The organism is Sphingomonas trueperi, from assembly GCF_040545665.1.
Classification (GTDB): domain Bacteria; phylum Pseudomonadota; class Alphaproteobacteria; order Sphingomonadales; family Sphingomonadaceae; genus Sphingomonas; species Sphingomonas trueperi_B.
In genome coordinates this window covers 40,207-64,816 of sequence record NZ_JBEPMH010000005.1, presented here as the reverse complement: position 1 = coordinate 64,816, position 24,610 = coordinate 40,207, and the positions used below count along the sequence as shown (strand labels likewise).

The following is a 24,610-nucleotide window of genomic DNA, read 5'->3' as shown; positions in this document are numbered from 1 at the left end:
ACGCGCCCCCTTCCCACGGGGAGGGGGGCGCCGCCGTTCATGCCCGGCCGGCAGCGTCCAGCTCGGCAAAGGCGTCGTCGCTCAGCCGGATACCGGCCGCGGCGACATTTTCCTCCAGATGGTGCACCTGGCCCGTCCCCGGGATCGGCAGCATCACCGGGCTGCGCTGGAGCAGCCAGGCCAGTGCGATCTGCCCCGGCGTCGCGCCGTGTTCGTGCGCGATGCGATCGAGCACCGATCCCTTCTCGGTCAGCCGCCCTGCCGACAGCGGATACCAGGGGATGAAGCCGATCCCCTCCCGCTCGCAATAGGCGAGCACGTCCTCGCTGCTGCGATCGCCCAGATTGTAGCGGTTCTGCACCGTCGCCACCGGGAACACCGCGCGCGCCGCCTCGATCTCCTCGACCGTCACCTGGCTAAGGCCAGCGTGACGGATCACGCCCTCGGCCAGCAGCCGCGCGATCGCATCGAACTGCTCGCCCGCCGGCACCTTGGGATCGATGCGATGGAGCTGCCAGAGGTCGATGCGCTCGACCCCGAGCAGCGCGCGGCTACGATGTGCCTGCGATACCAGATAGTCGGGATCGCCATGCGGCGCCCATTGGTCCGGCCCCGGCCGCTTGAGCCCGGCCTTGGTCGCGACGAACAGCCCGTCATAGGGATGCAGCGCCTCGCGGATCAGCGGCTCGGACACGTCGGGCCCGTAGGAATCGGCCGTGTCGATGAAGTTCACGCCCAGCTCGGGCAGGCGGCGGAGCGTCGCGAGCACCGCGTCGCGGTCGCGCGGCGGGCCCCATACACCCGGGCCGGCGATCCGCATCGCGCCGTAACCGAGGCGGACGACCTCCATGTCGCCGCCGATCGCGAAGGTGCCGGACGTGCGTGCATCCGGCGTACGGGTCTCGGTCATTGCTCAAAAGCTCCTTGCGACGTTGACGATGCGGAGCTGGGTGAAGTCTTCCATGCCCTCCTGCCCGTTCTGCAGGCCCAGGCCGGATTCCTTCGCGCCGCCGAACGGCACGTCATAGGGCAGCGACATGTGGCGGTTGACCCATACCGTGCCGCTCTGGATCCGCGAGGCGACCGCGATTCCGCGCGCCACGTCGCCGGTCCAGATCGATCCGCCCAGGCCGAACTCGCTGTTGTTCGCCTCGGCGATCACGTCTTCCACGGTCTCGTAGCCGAGCACCGGCAGCGCCGGGCCGAACTGTTCCTCGCGCACCAGCCTGGCGGTAAGCGCTAGGTCGCGCACGATCGTCGGCGCGATGAAATAGCCGCGGCCCAGCGCCTCGCCGCCGCTGAGGATCGTGCCGCCCTCGTCGCGCGCGCTCTCGATATAGCCCAGCACCTTCTCGAACTGCATCTTGTTCTGCACCGGGCCGATCGTCGTGACGGGATCGAGCCCGTCGCCCAGGACTGCCGCACGGGCAAGCGCCGCCAGCCCCTCGCTCACCGCATCGAGCATCGCGGCCGGCGCATAGATGCGCTTGGCGGCATAGCAGACCTGGCCCGCGTTGATCATCGCGGCGGCGAAGATCCGCGGCAGCACCACGTCGAGATCGGCATCGTCGAGGATGATCGCGGCGTCGTTACCGCCCAGCTCCAGGGTGAATCGCTTCATCGTGCCGGCCGCGCTGGTCAGCACCTTCTTGCCGGTGGGCGTCGACCCGGTGAAGCTGACATGCGCGACGTCCGGATGGCTGGTCAGCAGCGGGCCGAGATCATTGGCGTCGGTCAGCGTCTGGAACACGCCCGGCGGCAGGATGGTGCTGGCGATTTCGCCGAGCAGCAGCGTGGCGAGCGGGGTGGTCGGCGCAGGCTTGGAGATGACCGTGTTGCCGGTGATCAGCGCCGGGCCGAGCTTGAACGATAGCAGCGTCATCGGCCGGTTCCACGGCGTGATCGCCACCACCACGCCCTGGGCATAGCGCTGGCCGACGATCAGCTCCGCCTCGGTATCGCGGCGGACCTCGTCCTCCAGCCGCTGGTCGGCGAAGTGGCGGATCGCGCCCGCGGCGATGCCCACTTCGCGGCGGCATTCGGCGATCGGGCCGCCGCGCTCGCGGGTCAGCACCGTGGCGAGTTCGTCCACCCGCGCATCGATCGCGTCGGCCAGCGCGTGGAGATAGGGCTTGCGGCCGTCATAGCCGAGCGCCTCCCAGGCCGGCTGGGCCGCCTTGGCGGCGGCGATCGCCTGCTCGGCCTGGGCGGCGCTGGCGCGTGGTGCCTGGGCGAACACCGCGCCGGTAGTGGGGTCTACGACGTCCAGCTGCGCATCGCCGGGCACGAGCTTGCCGTCGATCAGCAAGTGGCGGGCGGCGGCGGGGTCGATGTCGGACATTGGAAGGCTCCCAAAAAAATCGAAACGGGGAGCCCCGATCTGGTACGTCGGCCCGGTCGGCGGGTAGCCCTACGCCAGTATGCGAAGGACACGGGGAGAGGGGGCATGTTCGCTTTGATGCGCAGGAACCCTTCTCCGCATACCCGAGTATGGCTTGTGCAGCAGCAGGAAGGACCGAGAGGTGACGGAGTGAACTATCGGCAAGAAGGCCTTGCGCGTGAATGACGCCCCGCTCGTCTCCATCGTTGACGACGATGCCGGCGTGCGCGAGGCGTTGGCCGACCTTTTCGAGAGCAGCGGCCTGCGCACGCGCGCCTTTGGCTGCGCCGGCGATTTCCTGCGCGCGGCGGTGGCCGAGAAGTGCCAGTGCATCGTCAGCGACATCCAGATGCCCGGCATGACCGGCATCGAGCTTTCCCGCCATCTCCGTTCGGAGGCGGTGACCACGCCGATCATCCTGATCTCCGCCTATGCGACCGACTCGGTCCGGCGAAGCGCCGAGGCCCTCGGCGTTAGCTGCGTCCTGGCCAAGCCGTTCGATCCGATGGAGTTGCTCGGCTGTGTCGAGGCGGTACTTCCCCCGCATTGAAGGATGGGGCCGACTTACCCCAGGATGGGTTAGCGGATACCTCCGTATACTGACGTCACGCCGCGCGGCGCGGTACATAGAAGGGGTCGGGCGGCATTGCCCCCCTGCCCCCCCGCCGCCCGACAACCTCACCCGATTCTGCGCAAGCGATAGCAGCCCAGGTCGGTGACCCCACGCGCACGAGAAAGGCCCGCAGGCGATGCCGTTCGCCTGCGGGCCTTTCAGGAAGACGATGGCAGAAACCGGGCGGAAGGCCGCCGCATCTCCGCCGCCCGGTGGCCGCTCCCTGGAAACCCGCTGCTTTCCTGCTTGGAACAGGGGGTGGGATGCGAGCTGGGGAACGTCACCGGGCGGCGAAGCGCCGGACGCGCCGGAGCGCGTCGCGAACCTTCAGAACGAAGTGATCACCGTGCGCGCGACGGCGCCGTGCTTCAGATCCTCATAGGCTTCGTTGATCTCGGCGATGTTCACCTCGCGCGAGACCAGATCATCGAGATTGTAGCGCCCCTGCAGGTACAGCTCGGCGAACATCGGGATGTCGCGCTTGATGTTGCTCGATCCCATGTAGACGCCGCGCAGCTCCACCTGGCGGACGATCAGGTCAAGCCCGGAAACCGCCATGTTCACGCCCGGCCGGTGCAGCCCGATCAGATAGGCGCCGCCGCCCTTGCGGACCATCGCCACCGCCTGTTCGGACGTGGGCACCAGCCCAATGATCTCGAAGGCATGGTCGACGCCGCCGGGGAATTGCGTGCGCACCGCCTCCAGCGCGTTGGTCGCGTGCGCGTCGATGAAGTCGGTCGCGCCGAACTTGCGGGCAAGCGCCTCCTTCTGCGGCTGGGCGTCGATGGCGATGATGTGTGCCGCGCCGGCCAGCTTGGCACCGGCGATCGCGTTCAGCCCCACGCCGCCCGCGCCGATCACCACCACGCTGTCGCCGGGGCGGACCTGCGCGGTGTTGATCGCCGCACCCGCGCCGGTGATCACGCTGCAGCCGAGCAGCGAGGCCTGCGGGAAGGGAAGTTCCTTGGGCACCTTCACCAGCTGGTTCTGGTGGATCAGCGCCATCTCTGCAAAGGCCGCGGTGCCGAAGCCGGGATAGACCGGCGCGCCGTCGGCGGCGCGGGTCAGCCGCTGGCCCTGCTCGGCCGGGCGCATCGTCTCCTCGGGATGGTCGCACTGATAGGTGCGACCGTCGAGGCACGGGAAGCAATGGCCGCAGAACTGCACCAGCGATGCGACGACATGGTCGCCGACCTCGAAGTCGGTCACGTCCGAACCCAGCGCCTTGACCACCCCGGCCAGCTCGTGCCCGAGCACGGCGGGCAGCGGCGTGCCGTAATTGGCCTCGGCCAGATGCAGGTCGGAATGGCAGAGGCCGGCGGCCTTCACGTCCACCAGGACCTCATGGCCCTTGGGCGTATCGATCGCGACCTGCTCGATGTCGAAGCGGCCTTCATTGGCGTTGAGGATGGCAGCCTTCATGGCGAAGTCCTTCTGGTAGGCGGGAAATCAGCGAGGTACTTGTGCGTGCTGCCATGCCGGGCCGCCATCAGGCGTGCGTATCCCGTCCCCTCCACCGCGGTATGGATCGCGGGAAACCGCCCCCCGGCGCGCTAACCTAAACGCACGTATGGCGCCGCCACGCCATGCGTAGAATGGAGCGATCGCCCGGCCTGGGGCTTATGGGTGCAACACTTGAGGAGACCGAACGATGCGCGTCAACTATGCCCGCAATGCCGGCCGCCCCTGGGCGGTACGCATCCTGCTCGACAGCCCCCAGCCGCGCAGCCCGCGCCGCGCCCAGGCGATGCCGTTCGACGAGCCCCCCGCCCCGCGGGCCGCCGCTCCTACCGGCGTATGATGGCGCCTCGGTCCCCCGCCCCTAAGCTTTGGGGAAACCGGAAGGGACCGACACCATGTTCAAGCTTGCCGCAGAAATCATCGACGCCCATGGCGGCCTGGAGCGCTGGAAGCGCCACGACAGCCTCACCGCGCACCTGACCCAGGGCGGCGTGCTCTGGCCGCTCAAGGGCCAGGGCGGCGTGCTCGACGATACCAGCGTCACCGTCAGCCTGCGCGAGATCCACGCCGGCCATGCGCCGTTCGGCACCATCGCCGCCCGCTCGGACTATCGCCCCGACCGGGTCGCGCTGTTCGATGCCGAGGGCGCGGAGATCGCCGCACTCGACCAGCCGCGCGACAGCTTCGCCGGCCACACGCTGGAGACGCCCTGGACCCCGCCGCAGCTCGCCTATTTCGCCGGCTGCGCGATGTGGACCTATTTCAACATGCCGTTCCTGCTCGCCTGGGACGGGGTGGAGACCGAGCAGCTCGCCGACTGGGAGGAAGACGGCAACCGCTGGCGCCGCCTGCGCGTGACGCTGCCGTCCGACATCGTCAGCCACAGCAGCGTGCAGACGCTCTACGTCACCGAGGAGGGGTTGATTGCCCGCCACGACTATGACGTCGAGATCGCCGGCGGCACCCCGGGCGCGCATTATCTGACCGACTGTACCGAGGTCGACGGCATCCGCCTGCCCACCCGCCGCCGCATCTACCCGCGCCAGCCCGACGGCCAGCGCGTGCCCGAACCGCTGGTCGTGTCGATCGACATCGACCACTACGTGTTCGGTTGAGCCGATGTCGGACGTCGACACCCCGCTGCGCCCCGAGCCGCCGGTCCATGCGCGCGAGGAGCAGATCTTCCCGCGCCTGGCCGCGCCGCTGATCGCGCGGATCGCCGCCTATGGCGCGGAGGAGTCCCCGGCGTCCGACACCCTGCTGTTCGGCCGCGGCGATCGCGGGCCGGACTTCTTCGTCGTGCTCGACGGCGCGATCGACCTGTTCGATGCCGATGGCGGCTATGTCCGCAGCTATCTGCCCGGCCAGTTCAGCGGCGAGCTCCATTTGTTCAGCGGCCGGGCCTCGCTGCTCGACGGGCGTGCCGCCGCCGGCACGCGGCTGCTGCGCCTCGCGCCTGCCGCCTTCCGTCGCATGGCCTCGGCCGAGCCGGACATCGGCGAGATCGTGATGCGCGCCTTCATCCTGCGCCGCGTCGACCTGCTCGCCACCGGCTTCGGCGGCATCACGCTGGTCGGGTCGGCGGAGGACCCCGAGACGCATCGGATCCGCGAGTTCCTCACCCGCAACGCCCATCCGCACCGCTTCGTCGACCTGCGCGATCCCGCCGCGCCCGAAACGCTGGAGGCCGCCGAACTGCCTGCGGTGCTGCTGCCCGAGGGCAAGGTCCTGTCCCGCCCCACCTCGGCGCAGCTCGCCGACCTGCTCGGTCTCAACGCCGCACCGGGCGGCGGCGAGACCTATGATCTGGTAGTGGTCGGCGCGGGCCCGGCGGGCCTGGCGGCGGCGGTGTACGGCGCGTCGGAAGGTCTCTCCACCTTCGTCGTCGAGGCGGAGGCGCCGGGCGGCCAGGCGGGCACCAGCAGCCGGATCGAGAATTATCTCGGCTTCCCTACCGGGATTTCCGGCCAGGCGCTGGCCGGCCGGGCGATCACCCAGGCGCACAAGTTCGGCGCGGTGCTGCGCGTGTCGCGCCGGGCCGAGCATCTCGATTGCGGCGCCCGCCCCTTCCGCATCGCGCTGGCGGGCGGCGAGACGGTATCCGCCCGCGCCGTCGTCATCGCCACCGGCGCCCGCTACCGGCGGCTCGACCTGCCGGGCTATGCCGCGCTCGAGGGCCGGGGGATCTATTATGCAGCCACGCCGATGGAAGCGCAGCTCTGCGCAGGTGCCGAAGTGGTGGTGGTCGGCGGCGGCAACTCGGCGGGCCAGGCGGCGATGTTCCTGTCGCGCAGCTGCGCCAAGGTTCATATCCTGGTCCGCGGTCCGGGCCTCGCCGCGACGATGTCCGACTATCTCGTCCAGCGCATCGCCAACAGCGCCAATGTGCAGCTCCACCCCTTCTGCGAGGTGACGTCGGTCGAAGGCGACGCATTCCTCACCCGGCTCCGCTGGCGCGACCGCGCGAGCGACACGACCGAAACCCGCGAGGTACGCGGGCTGTTCGTGATGATCGGCGCGGCGCCCAATACCGAATGGGTGGCGGACTGCCTGACGCTCGATCCCGCCGGCTTCGTGCCCACCGGCCTGGATGCGGAGGGGCGCCCCCTCGCCTCGCCCTATGCGACCACCATCGACGGCGTGTTCGCGGTTGGCGACGTGCGGGCAGGATCGATCAAGCGCGTCGCCTCCGGCGTGGGCGAAGGCGCGGCGGTGGTCTCGGCAGTGCACCGGCACCTCGCGGGCTGAGCAAGCCCATGTACCTCGCCTCGCCATGATGTTAGCAGGGCGGCAGTCGCGCTGCGTCCGGTAGCGCAAGGCCGGGGAACATACGTGCAGCGAGTGCCAGCGCAATTGCTGGATCTATCAAGCGAGAGCATGATCTCCACCACCGCGGGCGCGGCGATCACCAGCTGGAATCTCGCCGCGACCACCCTGTATGGCTGGCACCCGCAAGAGGCGCTGGGCCAGGCGCTGCCGGACCTGCTCGGCCCCTATCCCGACAGTGCGATCGCGGAGCTGCGCGGGCGCGGCCTGTGGCAGGGCCGTGTCGAGCGCCGCCGCCGTGACGGCACCACCGCCACCGTTCACGTCCGGCTCGCCAGCTGCACCGATGCCGAGGATGCGTGGATGGAGGTTTCCACCGCCGTCGATCCCGCCCACCCCGCCGAAGTCGCGCTGGCGGCGAGCGAATATCGCTATCGCAACCTGTTCGGCGCGGTCGCCGCCTCCTTCTGGGAGATGGATTTCAGCGGGGTGGGCGCGTTGCTGCGCAGCCTGCGCGAACAGGGCGTGACGGACATCCCCGGCCATCTTCGCGCAAACCCGGCGCTGGTCCGCAAGATGATGCAGGCGACGCGGATCGTCGATACCAACGATCGCTCGATCGAGATGTTCGGCCCCGGCACCAAGCGTGACCTGATCACCACCCCGCTGGACCGCTACTGGCCCGAGGCGAGCACCGGCGACTTCCTCGAGAGCGTATTCTCCGCGATCGGCGGCAAGCCGCGCCATGTCGCCGAGACGCGGATGCGCGCGCTAGACGGTCGCGAGTTCGACGCGCTGTTCACCGTTTCCTTCCTTCCCGGCACGGTCGGCAACGGCACGCTGCTGGTGGGCTTCACCGATATCACCGATCGCGTGAAGGCCACCCGCCAGCGCGACGAGGCGAGCACGCGGCGCAAGATGCTGCTCGACGTGCCGACCATCGCGGTGTCGGAGTTCGCCGCGCCCGATACGCGGGCGCTGTTCACCCGGCTGCGTGCCGAGGGCGTGACCGACATGCGCGCCTATATCGACCAGCATCCGGAGCTGGTCGACCAGCTCGCCGCGAACCTGCGCTTCACCTCTGTGAACGAAGCCGCGGTGCGCATGTACGGCGCACGCTCGGCAGACGAGTTGATCGGCCGTTCGCTCACCGGGCTGATGCAGCCGGGATGCGAGGTGCTGCGCCGTTCGATCGAAGGCTCCTACGATCGCGAGCCGGTGTTCCAAGCCGAGGTGCGGATGTTCCGGCTCGACGGCACGCCGTTCGACACGCTGTTCTGCCGCGTCTCCAACCCCGACCCGGCCAGCGCCGAAGTGCTGGTCGCGCAGATCGACATCACCGACCAGGTCCGGGCGCGCGACGAGATCGAGCGGATGCGCCAGCAGGCATCGCACGCATCGCGCATCGCGCTGCTCGGCCAGCTCTCCGCCTCGATCGTGCACGAGATCAGCCAGCCGGTCACCGCCATCGCGATGCACGCCGCCGCCGCCGAGCGGCTGGCCAGGGCACCCGAGGCGCCGCTGGAAAAGCTTCGCAAGATCACCGGGCAGATCGGCCAGAACGCGCTGCGCGTCGGCGAGATCATCCAGCGCATCCGCGCGCTCGCCGCCAATCGCGAGATCGCGATGGTGCCGCTGTCGCTCGCCGACATCGTCGCCGAGACGCGGCTGCTGCTCCGCCAGGAACTCAGCGAACAGGGCGTCCAGGTCACCCTGATCCGCGATGCGGACCTGCCCGAGGTGTGCGGCGACCGCATCCAGCTGCAGCAGCTGCTCGCCAACCTGATGGTCAACGCCATCCAGGCGATGGGCGCCGCACCCTCCGGCGACCGTCGCATCGACCTTGCGCTGCGGGCCCGCGACGGCATGGTGTCCGCCGAGGTGGCGGATACCGGCCCTGGCCTGGCCGCCGACTTCCAGGCCGATCCCTTCCAGTCCTTCCGCACCACCAAGCCCGACGGGCTGGGCATCGGCCTCACCATCTGCCGCTCGATCGCCGAAGCACATGGCGGCCGGATGGAGGTGCGCGATCGCACCGAAGGCACCGGCGCCGTCTTCACGCTGGTGCTGCCGGCGGTGCAGGCCGCGGACTGACTGCAAGCCCATACCAGCGTTCATATCGTCGGCGACGACGCGCGTGCGCAAGCTGTGCGGCAAGGAGATTTGCCATGCACACCCATGCCACCGCCCCTACCCAGTTCATCGACGCCGGCGGCGTCCACTACGCCTATCGCCGCTTCGGCACCCCCTCGGCCGTCCCGGTCGTGCTGCTCCAGCATTTCACCGGCGGCCTCGACCATTGGGACCCGGCGTTCACCGACGGCGTCGCCGCCAGCCGCGAGGTGATCCTGGTCGACAATGCCGGCGTCGGCGCCTCGACCGGCGAGACGCCGCAGACGATCGAAGGCATGGCCGATTGCATCCGCGACTTCGTCGATGCCCTGGCGCTTCCCAGCTTCGACCTGCTCGGCTTCTCGATGGGCGGCATGGTCGCCCAGGCCTATGCCAAGCAGCATGCCGACCGCATCCGCCGGCTGGTGCTGGTGGGCACCTCGCCGCGCGGCGGCGATCCCACGCCGTTCGGCGCCGAGGTGGCGCAGCGTGCCCGCGGCAATGCCGGCGAGGAGGAAATGGCCTGGCTGTTCTTCGGCCATTCGGATGCCGGCCGCGCGGCTGCGGCTCGCTATTGGCAGCGCCGCCATGCCCGCACCGAGGATCGCGATCCGCCCAGCGAAATGCCGACCATCCTGGCGCAGGTTGCCGCCGGCCGCGACTGGCTGGCGCCGCATGGCGAACGCTTCGCCGATCTGGCGCGCATCACCTTGCCCACGCTGGTCGCGAACGGCCATACCGACGTGATGCTGCCGACGATCAATTCTTTCTATCTCCAGCAGCATCTGCCGAACGCGCAATTGATCCTGTTCCCGGATTCCGGCCATGCGCCGCACTTCCAGTATCCGGAGCAGTTCGTCGCGCATCTGGATCTCTTCCTCGCCTGATCCGCGCCTGCGGAACCGGGAGGCACCGGGCCGACGCCGCGACCGCCGGCCCGGGTTTCAACCGTAACCATTCAAGGTTGCGAATGTCACAAGGCCGACATCGCCGATGTTGAATAGTCGCCACCATGCTCGGGGGGATTGTACCGTGCGACGCACGGGAAACCAGGGAGTCCTCAACTGCGCATGCTGAACCGAGAGGTCTCGGTACAATCTAGTAAAGGGAGTAACGCGCATATGGGTTCCGTTATTTCGGTGGGGGCCGGCAGTATTGCGACCGAGTTTCCGGACGGTTCCAAGGGGCCGACCAACGACGCCGGCGTTCCGGTAAAGCCGCGTCTCACCGACGATTTCGTCGGCGCACCGCCCAGCAATTCCATCTTCACCACCCTGGCCTATGCCCAGTACGGCAATTTCTCCAGCGTGATGCAGGCCGATCCGTTCGGCTTCCAGACCCAGGCCCATGGCCTGAACATCGGCTATTCGGACACGCCACGCGTCACCGAGACCGGCTATAATTACGACTTCCACGCCGACCTCACGCTCGGCCTGGTCGGCATGAACGCCAGCGGCACCAAGCTCGCCGCCGCATCCGACTGGACCGCGACCGCCGACTGGGACGGCCAGATGCGCGCGACGATGGGCGAAGGCCTGCCCTTCGTCTATGTCACCCGTTCGAGCAGCGCCGATGTCGAGATCGACTTCAGCCAGCAGACCGGGCCGACCCGCGACGTTCCCAACAACCCGCTGAGCTACATGGCCACCGGGCTCAACGGCAGCTTCAACGGCGGCGCGCTGGCGTTCAACTTCCCCGTAGACGCCGGTTCGCACGTCGCCGACGGCATCCAGTTCCGCCTCTCCTACGACTTCGACGGAGACGGCAAGGTCGACCGCGTCGAAACCTATGACTGGTACGGCACCGACGCCGCCCAGGGCGACCAGGATTATACCGGCGCCAAGCTGCTCACCGCCACCGGCGCGATGAAGGACATGCACAATGGCTCGGTGAAGGTCGAGCTGTGGCGCGCCAATGGCGACGGCGACGTCTCGGTCCGCACCAACGACGCGTCTAGCTACGTCAAGCTGCCCTTCGGCAACCTGACGGACGCGACCGGCACGGCGATCAACGGCGGCGTGCTGTACCTGCAGGGCGGCGCCAAGGCCGGCAGCGATCCCTCGGGCCTCACCGCGGCGCCGGCGGGTGCGCCGACCTACGACACCACCCACATCCAGCCGGGCCTGAGCGTGCCGGGCTATGAAGGTCCGGGCCGCGTCTGGTACGCGCAGGACGGGGTCGTCGGCGTGACGATCAACGGCAAGAACTACGGGATCTTCGGCCCGAGCGGCGCGACCTGGAGTTTCACCGACAAGGGCCTGACCTCGAACCTGGACGGCAAGGACTATTATTCGGTGGCGGTGCTGCCGGATGCATCGGTCAGCACGCTGATGGATTTCCGCGCGCACGCCTATGCCTTCGTGACCGACACCAAGTCGTCGTTCACCGTCGACCAGAACACCGGCAAGCTCACCACCACCTTCACTGCCACCACGCAGATGATGGAGAACGGCCCGGGCCTGTCCGAAAACCCGATGATGGCGCTGTACCGGCACCAGTATATCAACTCGGACGCGCAGCTCAGCAACATCAGCTACGCCTCGCCGCGCGGCGAGATCAAGGTGCTGAAGGACGGCAACACGTTCACGACGACGATGAACGTCCAGCCGATCCTGCCCATCCTCCCCTTCGTCGGCACCGCCGAACAGCGGCAGCAGATCATCGACATGCTGCATAGCGAGCTCAAGGGGTTCCTCACCGCCCAGGGCAACAAGCTGGAAGGCGACACCTATTGGGGCTCGCGCCAGAACGCCAAGTACGGCGACCTCGCGATGCTCGCCCAAATGGTCGGCTATGGCCAGGCCAAGGACGTGTTCGTCGGCGCGATTGAGAAGCAGCTGGAGCGCTGGTTCACCGCCGATGACGGCGACAAGTTCGAGTTCGTCTACGACAAGGAATGGGCGACGCTGATCGGCTACCCGGCCTCGTACGACTCCGACGACAAGCTCAACGACCACCATTTCCATTACGGCTACATCATCAACGCCGCCGCCACGATCGCCCAGCTCGACCCGCAATGGGCACAGCAGAGCAAGTGGGGCGCGATGGTCAACGAGCTGATCAAGGACGCGGCGAACGACGATCGCAACGACCTGACTTATGGCTTCCTGCGCAACTTCGATCCCTATGCCGGCCACAGTTGGGCATCGGGTACCGGCAACGGGCAGAACCAGGAATCCGCGTCGGAAGCCCTGGAATTCGCAAGCGCCGTCGCCCGCTGGGGTGCGGTGACCGGCCAGAAGAACCTCGCCGATCTGGGCACCTATCTCCACACCACCGAAGCGACCGCCTTCCAGCAATATTGGCAGGACGTCGACAACGCCGTGTTCCCGGACGGGGTCGATCGCTCGATCATGGGCATCGTCGGCGCCGATGGCGCGGGCTTCACCAACTTCTTCGACGGTGATCCGGCGCACATCATCGGCATCCAGTACACGCCGATCAACGCCGGCTCGCTGTTCATGGCGGGCTATCCGAAGGAGCTGCTCGAAGAAATCGCCGAGATGCACGCGCTCCAGAAGGACGGGCGCGCCAGCGAGTGGATGAACGGATCGCAGATGGCGCTGGCCCTCGCCGATCCCGAAGCCGCCCTCGCCGACTATCTCGCCAACCCGCAATACCAGAGCGGCCAGGGCGAGGAATCGCGCGTCTACACGCTGCAATGGATCGAGACGCTGGTGCAGCTGGGCACGCCGGACCTGTCGATCACCTCGAACAGCAGCTTCGCGGTGGCGTTCAACAAGAAGGGCGTGAAAAGCTACACGGCGTTCAACCCGGGCGACAAGGCGACCACGATCACCTTCTCCGACGGCACCACGCTGACCGTCGGCGCGGGCGACATGGTGACCAAGACGGCGGACGGCCAGCTCCACACCACCGACTTCCAGAGCCAGGACATCCCGCAGCGTCCGGACGGCGTGCCGCTCGACCTGCCGACCGATCCGCCCGAATTCGCGCTCACCACGATCGCGGTCAACGGCGACCTGACGCTGTCGGTGGAGGCCACTACCGGCACTGCCTGGATCACCATCGGCAACGCGCAGCCGCGCGCGCTGCTTCATGGCGATGCACGTCAGGCGCTCGCGCTCGACGACCACACGACGCTGGTGGGCATCGGCCGCGATCCGGACGGTTCGATCACCCTGCTGGGCGCATCGAACGGCGGCGAGCCCTATTACCCGTACAAGCTGGACGCGACGCTGCACATCGGCGGCGGCGGTGCGGCGCTGTACAAGAGCGACTGGCAGAAGCTGGAGCCGCTGTTCGGCACCGACATGAACGGCGACGGCATCGTCGTGCGCGGCGAGCTGCAGACGGTGGCGCAGAACGGCAGCCTGAAGCTGATCCTCGATAAGGGCAGCGGCTTCGCCTATGTGCAGGACGGGGACGGCCGCATGTCGGCGATCTTCCGCGATGCCGACGGCAAGCCGACCGCGCTGGCCCGCAACGGCTGGAGCCTCTCGGCGATCGGCCGCGACCAGGACGGCAACATCCGCGTGCTGGACTCGATGGCGGGCGCGGGCGCAAGCTATGGCTGGAAGCTGGACGCGAAGGGCAACTGGATCGGCGAGACGGTCTACACGCCCCGCAACTTCCAGGAGGGCGAGGCGCTGTTCCAGAAGGACCTGAACGGCGACGGGGTGATCCCGGCACCGCAGGCCCAGCTGGTGGCCAAGAATGGCGAGCTGCGCCTGCTCGTCGATCCGGCAACCGGCAATGCGCTGATCCAGCTGGAGGACGGCACCCGCCTCACCATCACCCGCGGCGGACCGGACGAGGCGGTGAAGCTCGATCACGGCTCCAAGCTGTTCGCGATCGGTCGCGACGACCAGGGCCGGCTCCGCGTGCTCGACGGCAACGCCAACGACATGGGGCCGAACTCGCAGCACTGGGCCTGGATCCTCGACAAGACCGGCCACTGGGTGGGCGAGGACGTGTTCGCCGGCACCGATCTGCCCAAGGCGGAGACGATCTTCGGCTCCGACCTGAACGGCGACGGCGTCGTCGGCACCTCGGCGCTGCGTCCGGTCGACCAGCATGGCGGCGCGACGCTGTTCGTCGACCAAGCGACCGGCAAGGCGTCCTTCTCGATCAACGGGGGCACTACGCTGCAGATCACGCGGGACGGCGCCGACTGGGGCGACGTGCTGCAGCAGCGCGAGGACTGGGGCCTGGCGGCGATCGCGATCGACGACCAGGGCCGCACCCGCGTGCTCGACACCAGCCCGTTCTCGGACATGCGCTACGCCTGGATCCTCGATGCCAACGGCCATTGGTACGGCGAGGAGAGCTTCGACAAGAACAGCGTCGGCGCCGCCGAAAAGCTGTTCTCGGTCGATCTCAACGGCGACGGGGTGATCGGCAGCGCCGCGAAGACGGCCGCCGGGGGCGCTAGCGGCGCATCGTCTTTCTCGGCCGCATCGATGTTCCGTTAATCCCTAGACCCCAACTACCGGCGTCGCGTGGCGGTTCGTCCCCACGCGGCGCCCCTTTTCCATTGGTAAGGAACGCATTTCTTGCGCCCATCTCATCGGGCTCGCGCAATCTCGCTGCGCAGGGGATGCACGATCGCGCTCGCCTGTGCCGGCGCGCTGCTCCCGTCCCACGCGATTGCCCAGACGGTTGCCCCCATAGATGCGGATCGCCCGCAGACGGTGCGGACGCTCGCCGCGGCGATCGCCCTCGCCTATCGCAACAATCCCACGCTCCAGGCGACCCGCTACGATCTGCGCGGCGTCGACGAACGGATCGCCCAGGCCAAGGCCGAACTGCGGCTTCGCGCCGATGCGCAGGCCACCGCCGGCTATCAGTGGAACATCGAGGGCCGGGTCTCCCGCCGCGAGAACCTGTTCGGCACGCCCTACAGCGCCCAGTCGCAGAGCCAGCTCGGCCTCAGCGTCCAGCAGCCGCTCTACACCGGCGGGCACGCCACCGCCGCCCGGCGATCGGCCGAGGCGACGGTCAGCGCCGGCGAGCAGCGGCTGCGCGCCACCGAAGGCGACCTGCTGCTCTCGGTGGTCTCCACCTATATGGACATCTACCGCTTCGGTGCGGAGCGCGAGGTGCGCGCCGCCAGCGTGCAGGAACTGCACAAGCTGCTCGACGAGATCGAGGCGCGCCAGGTCGCCGGCGAGCTGACCCGCAGCGACATCGCCCAGGCGCGTGGCCAGGTCGCGCAGGCCGAGGCGCAGCTGCTCCAGGCGGAGCAGTCGCTGCGCACCGCCCAGGCCGAATTCCTGTCGGTGGTCGGCGCGGAGCTGGAGACGGCACCGGCACCCCCCGCCCTGCCCGGGCTGCCCGCCGATGCCGATCGCGCCTTCTTCCTCGCCGCGCAGCGCAGTCCCGAGCTCGCCTATGCGCGTAACACCGCCCAGGCCTCGCTCCACGACGTCGAGGCGGCGCGCGCCACCGGCCGCCCCACGCTTGCCGTGCGCGGTTCGGCCGGGCTCAGCGGCCGGGCCAAGCTGCCCTATCGGCTGCCCGACCAGGAGCAGGCCTATTCGGGCAGCGTCGTCCTCTCAGTGCCGCTGCTCGGCGGCGGGCTGCGCGCCTCGCAGGTGCGCGAGGCGACCGCGCGCGCCCAGGCCGACCGGCTGCGCATCGAAGCCGCCGAGCGCGAGCTGGCGCGCGTGGTGACCGATGCCTGGAACGACATCGCCACCGCCGACCGGATCGGCACGATCAGCGCCCAGCGCCGCGAGGCCGCGGGCACCCAGCTGGAGGGCATGCTGGCCGAATACCGGCTGGGCCTGCGCTCGACCTTCGACCTGCTCTACGCCCAGCAGACGCTGCGCGACGCCGAGGTCGCCGTGCTCGACGCCGAGCGCGACCGCTATGTGAGCCGCGCGACGTTGCTCCGCCGGATCGGCACGCTGGAGGCCGACGATCTTACCAGCGGCGTGCCGCTCCACGATCCCAAGCCGGCCCGCGCCGCCGCCCGCGAAGCCAACCGGCTGCCGCTCGACGACACGGTCGGCGCACTCGACGCGATCCTGGTGCCCGCCGCGCGGGTCCACGCACCCACAGCCCCCGCGCCGGCCGTCGCGCCCGTGCTCAAGCCGGATGTGGCGGCGATCGCCCCGCAGCCCATCACCCCCAGCCTTCGAAAGCCCAACCCGTGAGCGATGCCTCGAACCGCACCGAGAGCGGCCCCATCATGCTCGCCCAGCTGCTGGGCATGCACCGCATCGCCGCCGATCCCGCCCAGCTGCGGCATGCGATCGGCCATCAGGCGCCGCTCGACGCCACCGACATGCTCCGCCTGATCCGCCGCCAGGAAGGCACCAAGGCGCGCAGCCGCACCGCGAGCTGGGACCAGCTCGCGCGGCTACCTCTGCCGGTGCTCGCCAACGGCCCCGACGGCTGGTTCCTGCTCGGCCGCGTTGCCGGCGACGAGGCGCTGATCCAGCGCCCCGGCGAAGGGATCGTGAAGGTCCATCGCGAGGCGATGGCGCAGTTCTGGTCGGGCGAGCTGGTGCTGGTCACCACCCGCGAGGCGGTGGGCGCCACCGCGCGCGCCTTCGACTTCAGCTGGTTCGTCCCCCAGGCCGCCAAGTACCGAAAGCTGATCGGCGAGGTGCTGCTGATCACGCTGGTGCTGAATCTGCTGGGCCTAGCCGCGCCTTTGTTCTTCCAGAACATCGTCGACAAGGTGCTGGTCCACAACACGCTCTCCACCCTGACGGTGCTGGCGATCGGCTTCGTCGCGGTGTCGGTTTGGGAGACGCTGTTCGGCTGGCTGCGCACCCGGCTCTATTCGGAGACCAGCCAGAAGATCGACGTCGAGCTCGGCGCCAAGCTGTTCTGGCACCTGCTGCGGCTGCCGCTCGGCTATTTCGAGGCGCGGCGGGTGGGCGACACCGCGATGCGCGTCCGCCAGCTGGAATCGGTGCGCGAGTTCCTCACCAACGCGTCGCTCTCGGTGCTGGTCGATCCGCTGTTCACCATCGTGTTCCTGGTGGCGATGTTCGTCTATTCGCCGTCGCTGTCGATCGTCGCGGTGCTGACCATCCCCGCCTATTTCGCCGTCGCGATCCTCGTCACCGGCCCCCTGCGCGCGCGGGTCAACGACAAGTTCGAGCGCGGATCGGCGAACAATGCGCTGCTGATCGAAAGCATCGGCGGCATCCAGACGATCAAGGCCGCAGCGGTCGAGCCGCAATGGCAGGACCGCTGGGAGCGCCAGCTTGCCGGCTATTCGCACGCCAGCCAGCGGGTGATCGATCTGGGCAACACCGGCAGCCAGGCGATCCAGCTGATCTCCAAGCTGAGCATGGCCGGCATCCTCTATTTCGGCGCCAAGCAGGTGATCGCGCACGAACTCACCGTCGGCGGGCTGGTGGCGTTCAACATGTTCGCGCAGCGCCTGTCCGGGCCGGTGATCCGGATGGCGCAGCTGTGGCAGGATTTCCAGCAGGTGCGCATCTCGGTCGCCCGACTTGGCGACGTGCTCAACCAGCCGACCGAGCCCGGTTCGGGCAGCCAGGTCGCGCTGCCCGCGCTGCGCGGCGAAGTGCGGTTCGAGAATGTGAAGTTCCGCTACGGCCTGGAAGGGCCTTGGACGCTGGAGGACATCGACCTCACCGTGCTCTCCGGCCAGTCGCTCGGCATCGTCGGCTCGTCCGGCTCGGGCAAGTCGACGCTCACCAAGCTGCTCCAGCGGCTCTATGTGCCTGCCGGTGGGCGGGTGTTGATCGACGGGGTCGACATCGCCCAGATCGATCCGGCCTGGCTCCGCCGCCAGATCGGCGTGGTGCTGCAGGAAAACCTGCTGTTCAGCCGCAGCGTGCGCGAGAACATCGCGCTCGCCAACCCGGCGCTGCCGCTGGAAAAGGTGATCGCCGCGGCCGAACTGGCCGGCGCGCACGAGTTCATCACCCGGCTGCCCCAGGGCTATGACACGATGATCGAGGAGCGCGGCACCAACCTCTCCGGCGGCCAGCGCCAGCGGCTCGCCATCGCGCGCGCGCTGGTTACCGATCCGCGCATCCTGATCTTCGACGAAGCGACCTCGGCGCTCGACGCCGAAAGCGAGGAAATCATCCAGACCAACCTCAAGGCGATGGCGGAGGGGCGGACGGTGCTGATCATCGCCCATCGCCTGTCCGCAATCCGCCAGTGCGACAGCATCATCACGCTCGAGCGCGGCCATATCGTCGAACGCGGCAGCCACCACGAGCTGCTCGCGCTCGACGGCCGCTATGCCGATCTGCATCGCCGCCAGGCGGGCGTGACCCAGGGGTTCGCGGCATGAGCGCGCTTCGCCACTACGCCAATCTGTGGACCGAAGCCGTCCGCGCCGAAAAGGCCCGCACCCAGGGCCGCCTCGTCAGCCACGAGCCCGACTTCCTGCCCGCCGCGCTGGAGGTGATCGAGAAGCCGGTCTCCCCCACCGGCCGCGTTACCGCCTGGCTGCTGCTGCTCTGCTTCGCGCTGACGCTTGCCTGGATGACCTTCGGCAAGGTCGACGTGGTCGCCTCGGCCGAGGGCAGCATCGTGCCCGCGGACAGCGTCAAGCTGGTTCAAGCCTCGGAGACCGGCGTGGTCCGCCACATCTTCGTCCATGAGGGCGATGTGGTGCAGAAGGGCCAGCCGCTGCTCGACCTCGACCCCACCGTCTCGGGCGCCGAGGAACGCCAGGCCGAGCAGGCGCTGGCGACCGCCAGGCTCGACGTCGCCCGCGCGCAGGCCATTGCCGATGCGCTCCGCGGCGGTTCCTTGCGCTTCACCGCACCCGAGGGCACCCCGCCCGAGGTGGTCGAGACCCAGCGCCGCCTGATCGCCGCGCAACTCGCGCAGATCGAGGCGGCGGTGCACGGCTATGGCGCCGCGCGCGCCTCCGCCATGGCCGATGCCCGGGCGGCGGCCGAGCAGGTCCGCAAATATCACGCCACCGCACCCGTCCTCGATGCCGAAATCGACGCGATGAACGGCCTCGCCGCCAAGGGCTATGCCCCCGGACTGCGGCTGATGGAGCTGGAGCGCCAGCGGCATTCCGAAGGCGGCGAGCGCAAGGTGGCCGAGGCGCAGCAGGCGCGTGCGCTTTCCGAGGCGCGCAAGTTCGGCGACCAAGGCGTCCAGACTCGTGCCGAGGCACAGCAGCGCGCGCTCGCCGAACTCGCCAAGGCGCAGGGCGACGCCGTGCTGCGCGCCGAGGAACTGCGCAAGGCGCGCGAAAAGTCGCGGCTGCAGCGGCTCTATGCGCCGGTGGCAGGCACGGTGCAGCAGCTGGCAGTCCACACGATCGGCGGCGTGGTCGAGCCGGCCAAGCCGCTGATGATCGTGGTGCCCAATGGCGGGCTGACCGTGGAGGCCAAGGTGCTCAACCGCGACGCCGGCTTCGTCCGCCCCGGCCAGCCGGTGGCGGTGAAGCTCCAGGCCTTCCCCTTCACCACCTATGGCACCATCCCCGGCCGCATCCTGACGATCAGCCGCGACGCGGTGCCGGACAAGGATATCGGCCCCTATTTCCTCGCCCGCATCGCGCTGGAGAAAGCGAGCATCGACACCGAAAAGGGCAAGGTGCCGCTCGGCGCGGGGCTTGCCACCACCAACGACATCTCGATCGGGCGTCGCTCGATCCTGGCCTATCTGGTCCAGCCGATCGAACAGATCCGCCGCGAGGCCGCGCGCGAGCAGTGACCACCGGACGGCCGACAGTCGGTCGGCTTTCAGGATGTCTCGGACAAGCTCGACGAGCTGACCGGGGTGGTCGACGACGCAACGGCGAAGCGCTGGCGACGAGCTCGCGCATGAACGGACCCGCCGCGGGCACCACCAGGTAGCGGCGGCCCCGCGCGATCGCGCTGCAGAGGAGCTCTTCCTCGCGCAGCCGGGGCACGAGCCGCGACATGCGATCTCAAGCGGCGGCCGACAGGCCGTCGCCATCCTCGCGGCGCTCATCGTCGGGCGCGAACGTCGCCTCGACCTCCTCCCGGGTGGGCTTGGCCGCCCTGCCCTTCCTGACCGGCTCCGCCTCCACCTTGGCGACGACGCGCTCGAGCATCAGGCAATAGCGGATGAGATTCGCGGGCGCGGGCGCACCCTCGCCACTCCAGGTTCTCGCGGATCGAGGCCGAGCACTTGCCCACATAGGCCGGCCCCGTGCGCTCGGTCGCCCTCTCCTCGTCCGACTTCAGCGCCCGCTGCCGGAACATCGCCGCGAACCGTGGTGCTTTCAATCATATGCTGCCAGTCATCGGTCAGCCTGAACTCGACCAGCGTGGCCAGCATCGCATCCCAGACGCCTTGTCCCGCCCAACGCCGAAATCGCACATCGACCGCGTTCCACTTGCCGTAGCGCTCGTGCATCTCGCGCCGGGGCAACCGACCCGCAGCACATGCAGTATGCCGTTCAGAAATCGCCGATGGTCATGGGCAGGGCGCGCCTTTCGGCCACACTCGAACGGCAGCAGACCTTCCAGCACCGCCCAATCCCCGTCCGTTAGATCGCCTCGCGCTATTGCTGCTCCTCGCAACGAGCAGCTTATTGGAGGCGTGTAGCACCCTATGCTATCTTGGCCTAGCCGCCGGAGTCGGTCGCCGAACCAGTAGCGCCAAACGAAAGCAAGGTCGCAGACGAACGGATCAACCCGCGCCGGAACGCCGGTCTGCGGATGAGGGAGGACGTCGTTGTGGCAAATATTCTTCGGATTTTGGCATGCGCCGGTGCGGTGGGTGCCGGCATATTGCTGCTCTATTTGGGCCTCGCCCAGCATAGCCCTGCTGCGCTTCCTTGGGCGGGAGTGGCGCTTTTCGGCGGCATCACCGGCTTCATCTTCGGTACCGGCGGCGAGCCTGCGGGCAGCATCGATCCGCCCAAGCTGGGCGGCAAGTTCACCGGACTGCCGGACTGGCTGACCATCACCGACATGATCCTAGTCGTCCTCGCGCTGATCGCCAGCTTCGTCCTGAAGGGCTGACATCGTGTTCGCCTGGCCGGTGCTGCGGCCCTGGCTCCTGTGGATCAGCGCCGCCCTGTTCCTGATGGGCCTGTTCACCCTGTTCGCCGTGGTGCTCGGCTGGCCGCCGGTGCCCGAGGACTGTGTCGACACCTATTGCTATTGCGAATATTTCGATGTGCGGGACGTTACCGCTGGCGCCCCCGGCATTCGGCAACCGGTCAACACCTGGTCGAACCTCTATGTGTTCGTCACCGTGCCGATCATCGCCTTCACCCTCTCGCGCGATCGCCATCGCGGCGATGCCGCCAACTGCATGCAGTCGAACGGGTTCTGGGCCGACCTTTATGTCGTGGTCGCGCTGTTCCTCGGCCTGGGCAGCATGTGGCTGCACGCATCGGCCGCCAAGCATGTCGCCTGGATGGACGGCATGTCGATGTATGCCTTTGCCGGGTTCCTGCTGTTCTACACGCTCGATCGCATCTTCGTGGCGCATGGCGCGTCGCACGGCGTGCGCGGAACGATAGTGCTGCTCGGCTATCCGCTGGTCGTCATGTTCTTCACGCAGATCGGCGCGCGGGGCGTGAATTCGGAGATCCTAGTCGGGCTGCTGGTAGGCCTGTACGGGCTGCTCGAGCTGTTGCCGCGCAATCTCCGCTTCTGGCAATCGAACTGGCGCTACTGGCCGATGAATTTCCTCGGCTTTCGGGACGGCTGGGCGATGACCTTCTGGGGCATTGCCGGCGGAAGCTTCCTGTTCGCGATGACCGCCCGCGCGCTTTCCGCCAAGCCGGGCGACATCTGGTGCAGCCCGCACAGCGCGTTCCAGCCGCACGGGCTGCTCTGGCACAGCTTTTCGGGGGTGATGGCGCTGATGCTATACTTCTACTGGCGACGGGAAAACCGGGACCAGCCGCCCGCCCCCGCTCCGGCCGCGCCTGCCGCCGAGCGGTGGACATGACGGCCCCGGTCGATCGCTGATGGAGCGGCTTCGCATCCCCTTCTTCCTGCTCGCCTGCTGGCTGCTGCTGCTTGCACTGCTGATCGAACTCGGCTCGAGCTGGGCGATCGCGCGCATGGCGGGCGAGCACGCCACCCCCGGCATCGCAATTCCGGCGCTGGCGATCCTTGACGTGCTGCTGTTCCACAGCATCGCGCTGATGGCGCTGCAACTGGTCGCGCCGCGCAATCTGGTCGGTCGCCTGCAGGGACCGGTGACGCTGCTTCTCGCGCTCGCCGGGTTCGCCTTCGTCCTCGCGGTGCCCGTGGCGGGCGCGTTCGCCCTGCTTATGCTGATGGTCAGCCTGTTGCTGGCGGTGCCGTTCGGGACGATCGCCTATCTTGCGGCATGGGGCCATTTCGCGGTGCATGCGGCCGCCGGCACCCTGTTGCTGCTGATGCTGTTCAAGCTGGGGTTCGCGCTCTTGCTGCCACTGGCGCACCAACGCTTCCTGCAGAACAAGGGGCTGATCTTCATCACCGCCGCCTCGATCGGCCTGACCTGGCTGGTCGGCTTCGTGCAGGCGTTCGTCCCGTCGTTCCTCGCCAGCATCGCCGATGCATTGATTGCGCTGATCATCGCCATTGTCGGCCTGATCTGGCTGATCCTGCTGCTGATCGGATCGCTCATCGCCACGATCAAGGCCATCCGCAGCCTCGTCCCGATCGGGTAGCGTGGAACACCCGGCGGCTAGCCCTCCGGCTGCGCGACGCTGGATTCTCCGCCCAGCGCGTGAAAGCGGATCGTCCCGCCTTGCGGTGCCAGCAACAACATGCCGGTACCGTCCTTGCGCCCGCACAGCAGCGCACCGTCCGGCCCGGCGCGGTGCGCGATCCAGCCTGCCCCGCACGCGGCCATGGCAGAGGCATCGAGCGGCTGGCCCGGCCGGCACAGGCAGAGCCTCTGATCGCCATGAACCAGCAGCATTGCCGCCCCCGCACGCCATTCGAACGGCGCCTGCCGCGTCGATCGGCGCGCGTCCTCCCGCTGCGCCTCGGGCAGGGGCGGCACCGCCACCGTCGCGTCGCCAAGCGCCGCCGAAGCGCGCACCGGATGATCGAGGAGATGGGTGCGCGGCGCGAACCGCCGGGCAAGGAAGGCGACCAGGTCGGGCGGATCCGCGCACCAGTCCTGGTCGAGCGTGCCGTCCTTCATCGGCGGGGGCGAGCCGCAGCTGCCGCTCGGTTCCTGTGCGGGCGCCTGTTCGGGCACGGCCATCGCATAGCCTTCGATGATTGCGAAGCTGGCGCCGATCAGCAACAGCAGCAGGCCGAGGATGCGCATCGGGCGCCTAGCGATCGATCGGATGGCGCCGCCGAGCGGCATCGATACCGAACTTCCGATAGTCGAGGATCGGCGAGAAGGTGTGGATCGGGAACGGCCGGAGCAGGCAGAAGGGAAGAGCCTCGACGGTGGCAACGGTGAGTTGCACCGGGCTTCCCTTCGCCACCACGGTTCCATCGTCGACGCTCTGGCGCACCACCTTCCCGCTGGTCTCAGCCGTCAGCGTGTTCGACTTGCAGAGCGACAGGTTGAAACGGTCGCCGGCACGGTCTTTTGCCTGGGCGGGCGTAAGCCCCAGGAAGTGCGGAACGGCGACGCCGGGATCGTAGAGGATGTCGACCGTGCCTGGCGGATCGCCGGCCGCCGTCGACACGGTGGCGGAAAGAAAGGCCTTGGGAGCCAGCCCGGTTGCGGTGGCATTCGCCCGCGAGCGAGGCTTGTAGCCGATGGCCCCCAGATACCCTTCGGCATAGCTATAGGGCTTGTCGCGGAAGCGCGCCTCGTCGATCGGCGGCAGTGACGGCGTAGGCGTAGGCGTAGGCGTGGGTGTGGATGTGGGCGTCGGCGTCGGCGCCACGGCCGGCGTTCCTCGCAGAAAGCCGGGGCTGACGAAGGCGGTGAACAGAAAGACGAGCAGCACCAGCGTGCCGATCCCGATGGCGACGGCCCACCAGGGAAACGCGCGCTCCCCTGCACGGGGGGCAGCCGCGACGGCGATCGTGCCGATGGGGCTCTCGACATGATCATTGTCGGGATCGTTGACCGCCACCACTCTAAGCCGGAACTTGTGTTCGCCCGGCGGCGCCCCGGGCGGAACCGCGATCGAGACGGTGACGGTCTGGGTCTCGCCGGGCGCGAAGGGCCGCTCGCGTTCACCCTCGACAGCGAACCAGTCGCTCTTCGCATCGCCGGTGACCTGCACGGCGATGCGGGCGGTGACCGGCGCGACGGCCTTGTTGGTCACCGCATAGACGGCGCTGCCGCGTGCCGGATCGGCGGGCGACGCCCCCGGCTTCAGAATCACCTGGGCCGGACCATCCGGTATCTCGAAGCTCGACATCGCGCCACTCCCCTAAAGCAGGCCGTCTCCCGAA

Annotated in this window: 19 protein-coding genes and 1 pseudogene; 13 read left to right on the top strand and 7 right to left on the bottom strand. The window is 68.6% G+C overall.

Annotated elements, in window-relative coordinates:
* Positions 1-37 precede the first annotated feature (37 nt).
* Positions 38-910 (bottom strand): aldo/keto reductase, encoded by an 873-nt coding sequence (locus tag ABIC65_RS16045; RefSeq protein ID WP_354310101.1) that lies wholly within the window; start codon positions 908-910, stop codon positions 38-40.
* A 3-nt stretch (positions 911-913) separates the two neighbouring features.
* Positions 914-2,341: an aldehyde dehydrogenase family protein gene (locus ABIC65_RS16040; RefSeq protein WP_354310100.1), complete on the bottom strand. Its 1,428-nt coding sequence runs from the start codon at positions 2,339-2,341 to the stop codon at positions 914-916.
* A gap of 217 nt (positions 2,342-2,558) precedes the next feature.
* On the opposite strand from ABIC65_RS16040, the gene ABIC65_RS16035 reads away from it, so the two are divergent.
* The gene (locus ABIC65_RS16035; protein ID WP_354310099.1) at positions 2,559-2,930 is read left to right on the top strand and encodes a response regulator transcription factor; all 372 of its coding nucleotides are present in this window, start codon (positions 2,559-2,561) and stop codon (positions 2,928-2,930) included.
* Between the two features lie 390 nt (positions 2,931-3,320).
* Here the strand turns inward: ABIC65_RS16035 and ABIC65_RS16030 are convergent, their stop codons facing one another.
* Positions 3,321-4,415 (bottom strand): Zn-dependent alcohol dehydrogenase, encoded by a 1,095-nt coding sequence (locus ABIC65_RS16030; protein ID WP_354310098.1) that lies wholly within the window; start codon positions 4,413-4,415, stop codon positions 3,321-3,323.
* A 229-nt stretch (positions 4,416-4,644) separates the two neighbouring features.
* Here ABIC65_RS16030 and ABIC65_RS16025 point away from each other — a divergent pair, with 229 nt between their 5' ends.
* From ABIC65_RS16025 to ABIC65_RS15985, 9 genes are all read left to right on the top strand, one after another.
* Positions 4,645-4,794, top strand: coding sequence for a hypothetical protein (locus ABIC65_RS16025; protein ID WP_183049347.1), 150 nt, complete (start codon positions 4,645-4,647; stop codon positions 4,792-4,794).
* Positions 4,795-4,849: 55 nt separating this feature from the next.
* Positions 4,850-5,569, top strand: coding sequence for a hypothetical protein (locus ABIC65_RS16020; RefSeq protein ID WP_354310097.1), 720 nt, complete (start codon positions 4,850-4,852; stop codon positions 5,567-5,569).
* Positions 5,570-5,573: 4 nt separating this feature from the next.
* Entirely contained in the window at positions 5,574-7,202 is a 1,629-nt protein-coding gene (locus ABIC65_RS16015) for an FAD-dependent oxidoreductase (protein WP_354310096.1), read from the top strand.
* A gap of 84 nt (positions 7,203-7,286) precedes the next feature.
* Entirely contained in the window at positions 7,287-9,314 is a 2,028-nt protein-coding gene (locus ABIC65_RS16010; RefSeq protein WP_354310095.1) for a PAS domain-containing sensor histidine kinase, read from the top strand.
* Positions 9,315-9,388: 74 nt separating this feature from the next.
* Positions 9,389-10,219 carry an alpha/beta fold hydrolase gene (locus ABIC65_RS16005; RefSeq protein ID WP_354310094.1) on the top strand — a complete coding sequence of 277 codons (831 nt, stop codon included), beginning with the start codon at positions 9,389-9,391 and terminating at the stop codon, positions 10,217-10,219.
* Positions 10,220-10,453: 234 nt separating this feature from the next.
* The gene (locus tag ABIC65_RS16000; RefSeq protein ID WP_354310093.1) at positions 10,454-14,767 is read left to right on the top strand and encodes a glycosyl hydrolase; all 4,314 of its coding nucleotides are present in this window, start codon (positions 10,454-10,456) and stop codon (positions 14,765-14,767) included.
* Between the two features lie 219 nt (positions 14,768-14,986).
* Positions 14,987-16,453, top strand: a complete 1,467-nt coding sequence (locus ABIC65_RS15995) for a TolC family protein (protein WP_354310092.1) — start codon at positions 14,987-14,989, stop codon at positions 16,451-16,453.
* The gene (locus tag ABIC65_RS15990) at positions 16,450-18,585 is read left to right on the top strand and encodes a type I secretion system permease/ATPase (protein WP_354310091.1); all 2,136 of its coding nucleotides are present in this window, start codon (positions 16,450-16,452) and stop codon (positions 18,583-18,585) included. The genes ABIC65_RS15995 and ABIC65_RS15990 overlap by 4 nt, the downstream gene beginning before the upstream one ends.
* Positions 18,582-19,973 (top strand): HlyD family type I secretion periplasmic adaptor subunit, encoded by a 1,392-nt coding sequence (locus ABIC65_RS15985; RefSeq protein WP_354310090.1) that lies wholly within the window; start codon positions 18,582-18,584, stop codon positions 19,971-19,973. The genes ABIC65_RS15990 and ABIC65_RS15985 overlap by 4 nt, the downstream gene beginning before the upstream one ends.
* A gap of 217 nt (positions 19,974-20,190) precedes the next feature.
* Here the strand turns inward: ABIC65_RS15985 and ABIC65_RS15980 are convergent, their stop codons facing one another.
* Together ABIC65_RS15980 and ABIC65_RS22340 are read right to left on the bottom strand one after the other, a co-directional pair.
* The gene (locus ABIC65_RS15980) at positions 20,191-20,337 is read right to left on the bottom strand and encodes a hypothetical protein (protein ID WP_354310089.1); all 147 of its coding nucleotides are present in this window, start codon (positions 20,335-20,337) and stop codon (positions 20,191-20,193) included.
* Positions 20,338-20,452: 115 nt separating this feature from the next.
* A pseudogene (locus ABIC65_RS22340) lies at positions 20,453-20,794 on the bottom strand (transposase); the annotation flags it as partial.
* Positions 20,795-20,965: 171 nt separating this feature from the next.
* On the opposite strand from ABIC65_RS22340, the gene ABIC65_RS15970 reads away from it, so the two are divergent.
* Genes ABIC65_RS15970 through ABIC65_RS15960 form a run of 3 tightly spaced genes read left to right on the top strand, consistent with a single transcriptional unit; the run spans position 20,966 to position 22,905 of the window.
* Positions 20,966-21,253, top strand: coding sequence for a hypothetical protein (locus ABIC65_RS15970; RefSeq protein WP_354310421.1), 288 nt, complete (start codon positions 20,966-20,968; stop codon positions 21,251-21,253).
* Positions 21,254-21,257: 4 nt separating this feature from the next.
* Positions 21,258-22,193, top strand: coding sequence for a hypothetical protein (locus ABIC65_RS15965; protein ID WP_354310087.1), 936 nt, complete (start codon positions 21,258-21,260; stop codon positions 22,191-22,193).
* A gap of 19 nt (positions 22,194-22,212) precedes the next feature.
* Positions 22,213-22,905: a hypothetical protein gene (locus ABIC65_RS15960; RefSeq protein ID WP_354310086.1), complete on the top strand. Its 693-nt coding sequence runs from the start codon at positions 22,213-22,215 to the stop codon at positions 22,903-22,905.
* Between the two features lie 17 nt (positions 22,906-22,922).
* Here ABIC65_RS15960 and ABIC65_RS15955 read toward each other — a convergent pair whose 3' ends face one another.
* Together ABIC65_RS15955 and ABIC65_RS15950 are read right to left on the bottom strand one after the other, a co-directional pair.
* On the bottom strand, positions 22,923-23,516 hold the full coding sequence (locus ABIC65_RS15955) for a hypothetical protein (protein WP_354310085.1): 594 nt from the start codon (positions 23,514-23,516) through the stop codon (positions 22,923-22,925).
* Between the two features lie 7 nt (positions 23,517-23,523).
* The gene (locus ABIC65_RS15950) at positions 23,524-24,576 is read right to left on the bottom strand and encodes a PASTA domain-containing protein (protein WP_354310084.1); all 1,053 of its coding nucleotides are present in this window, start codon (positions 24,574-24,576) and stop codon (positions 23,524-23,526) included.
* Positions 24,577-24,610: the final 34 nt, after the last annotated feature.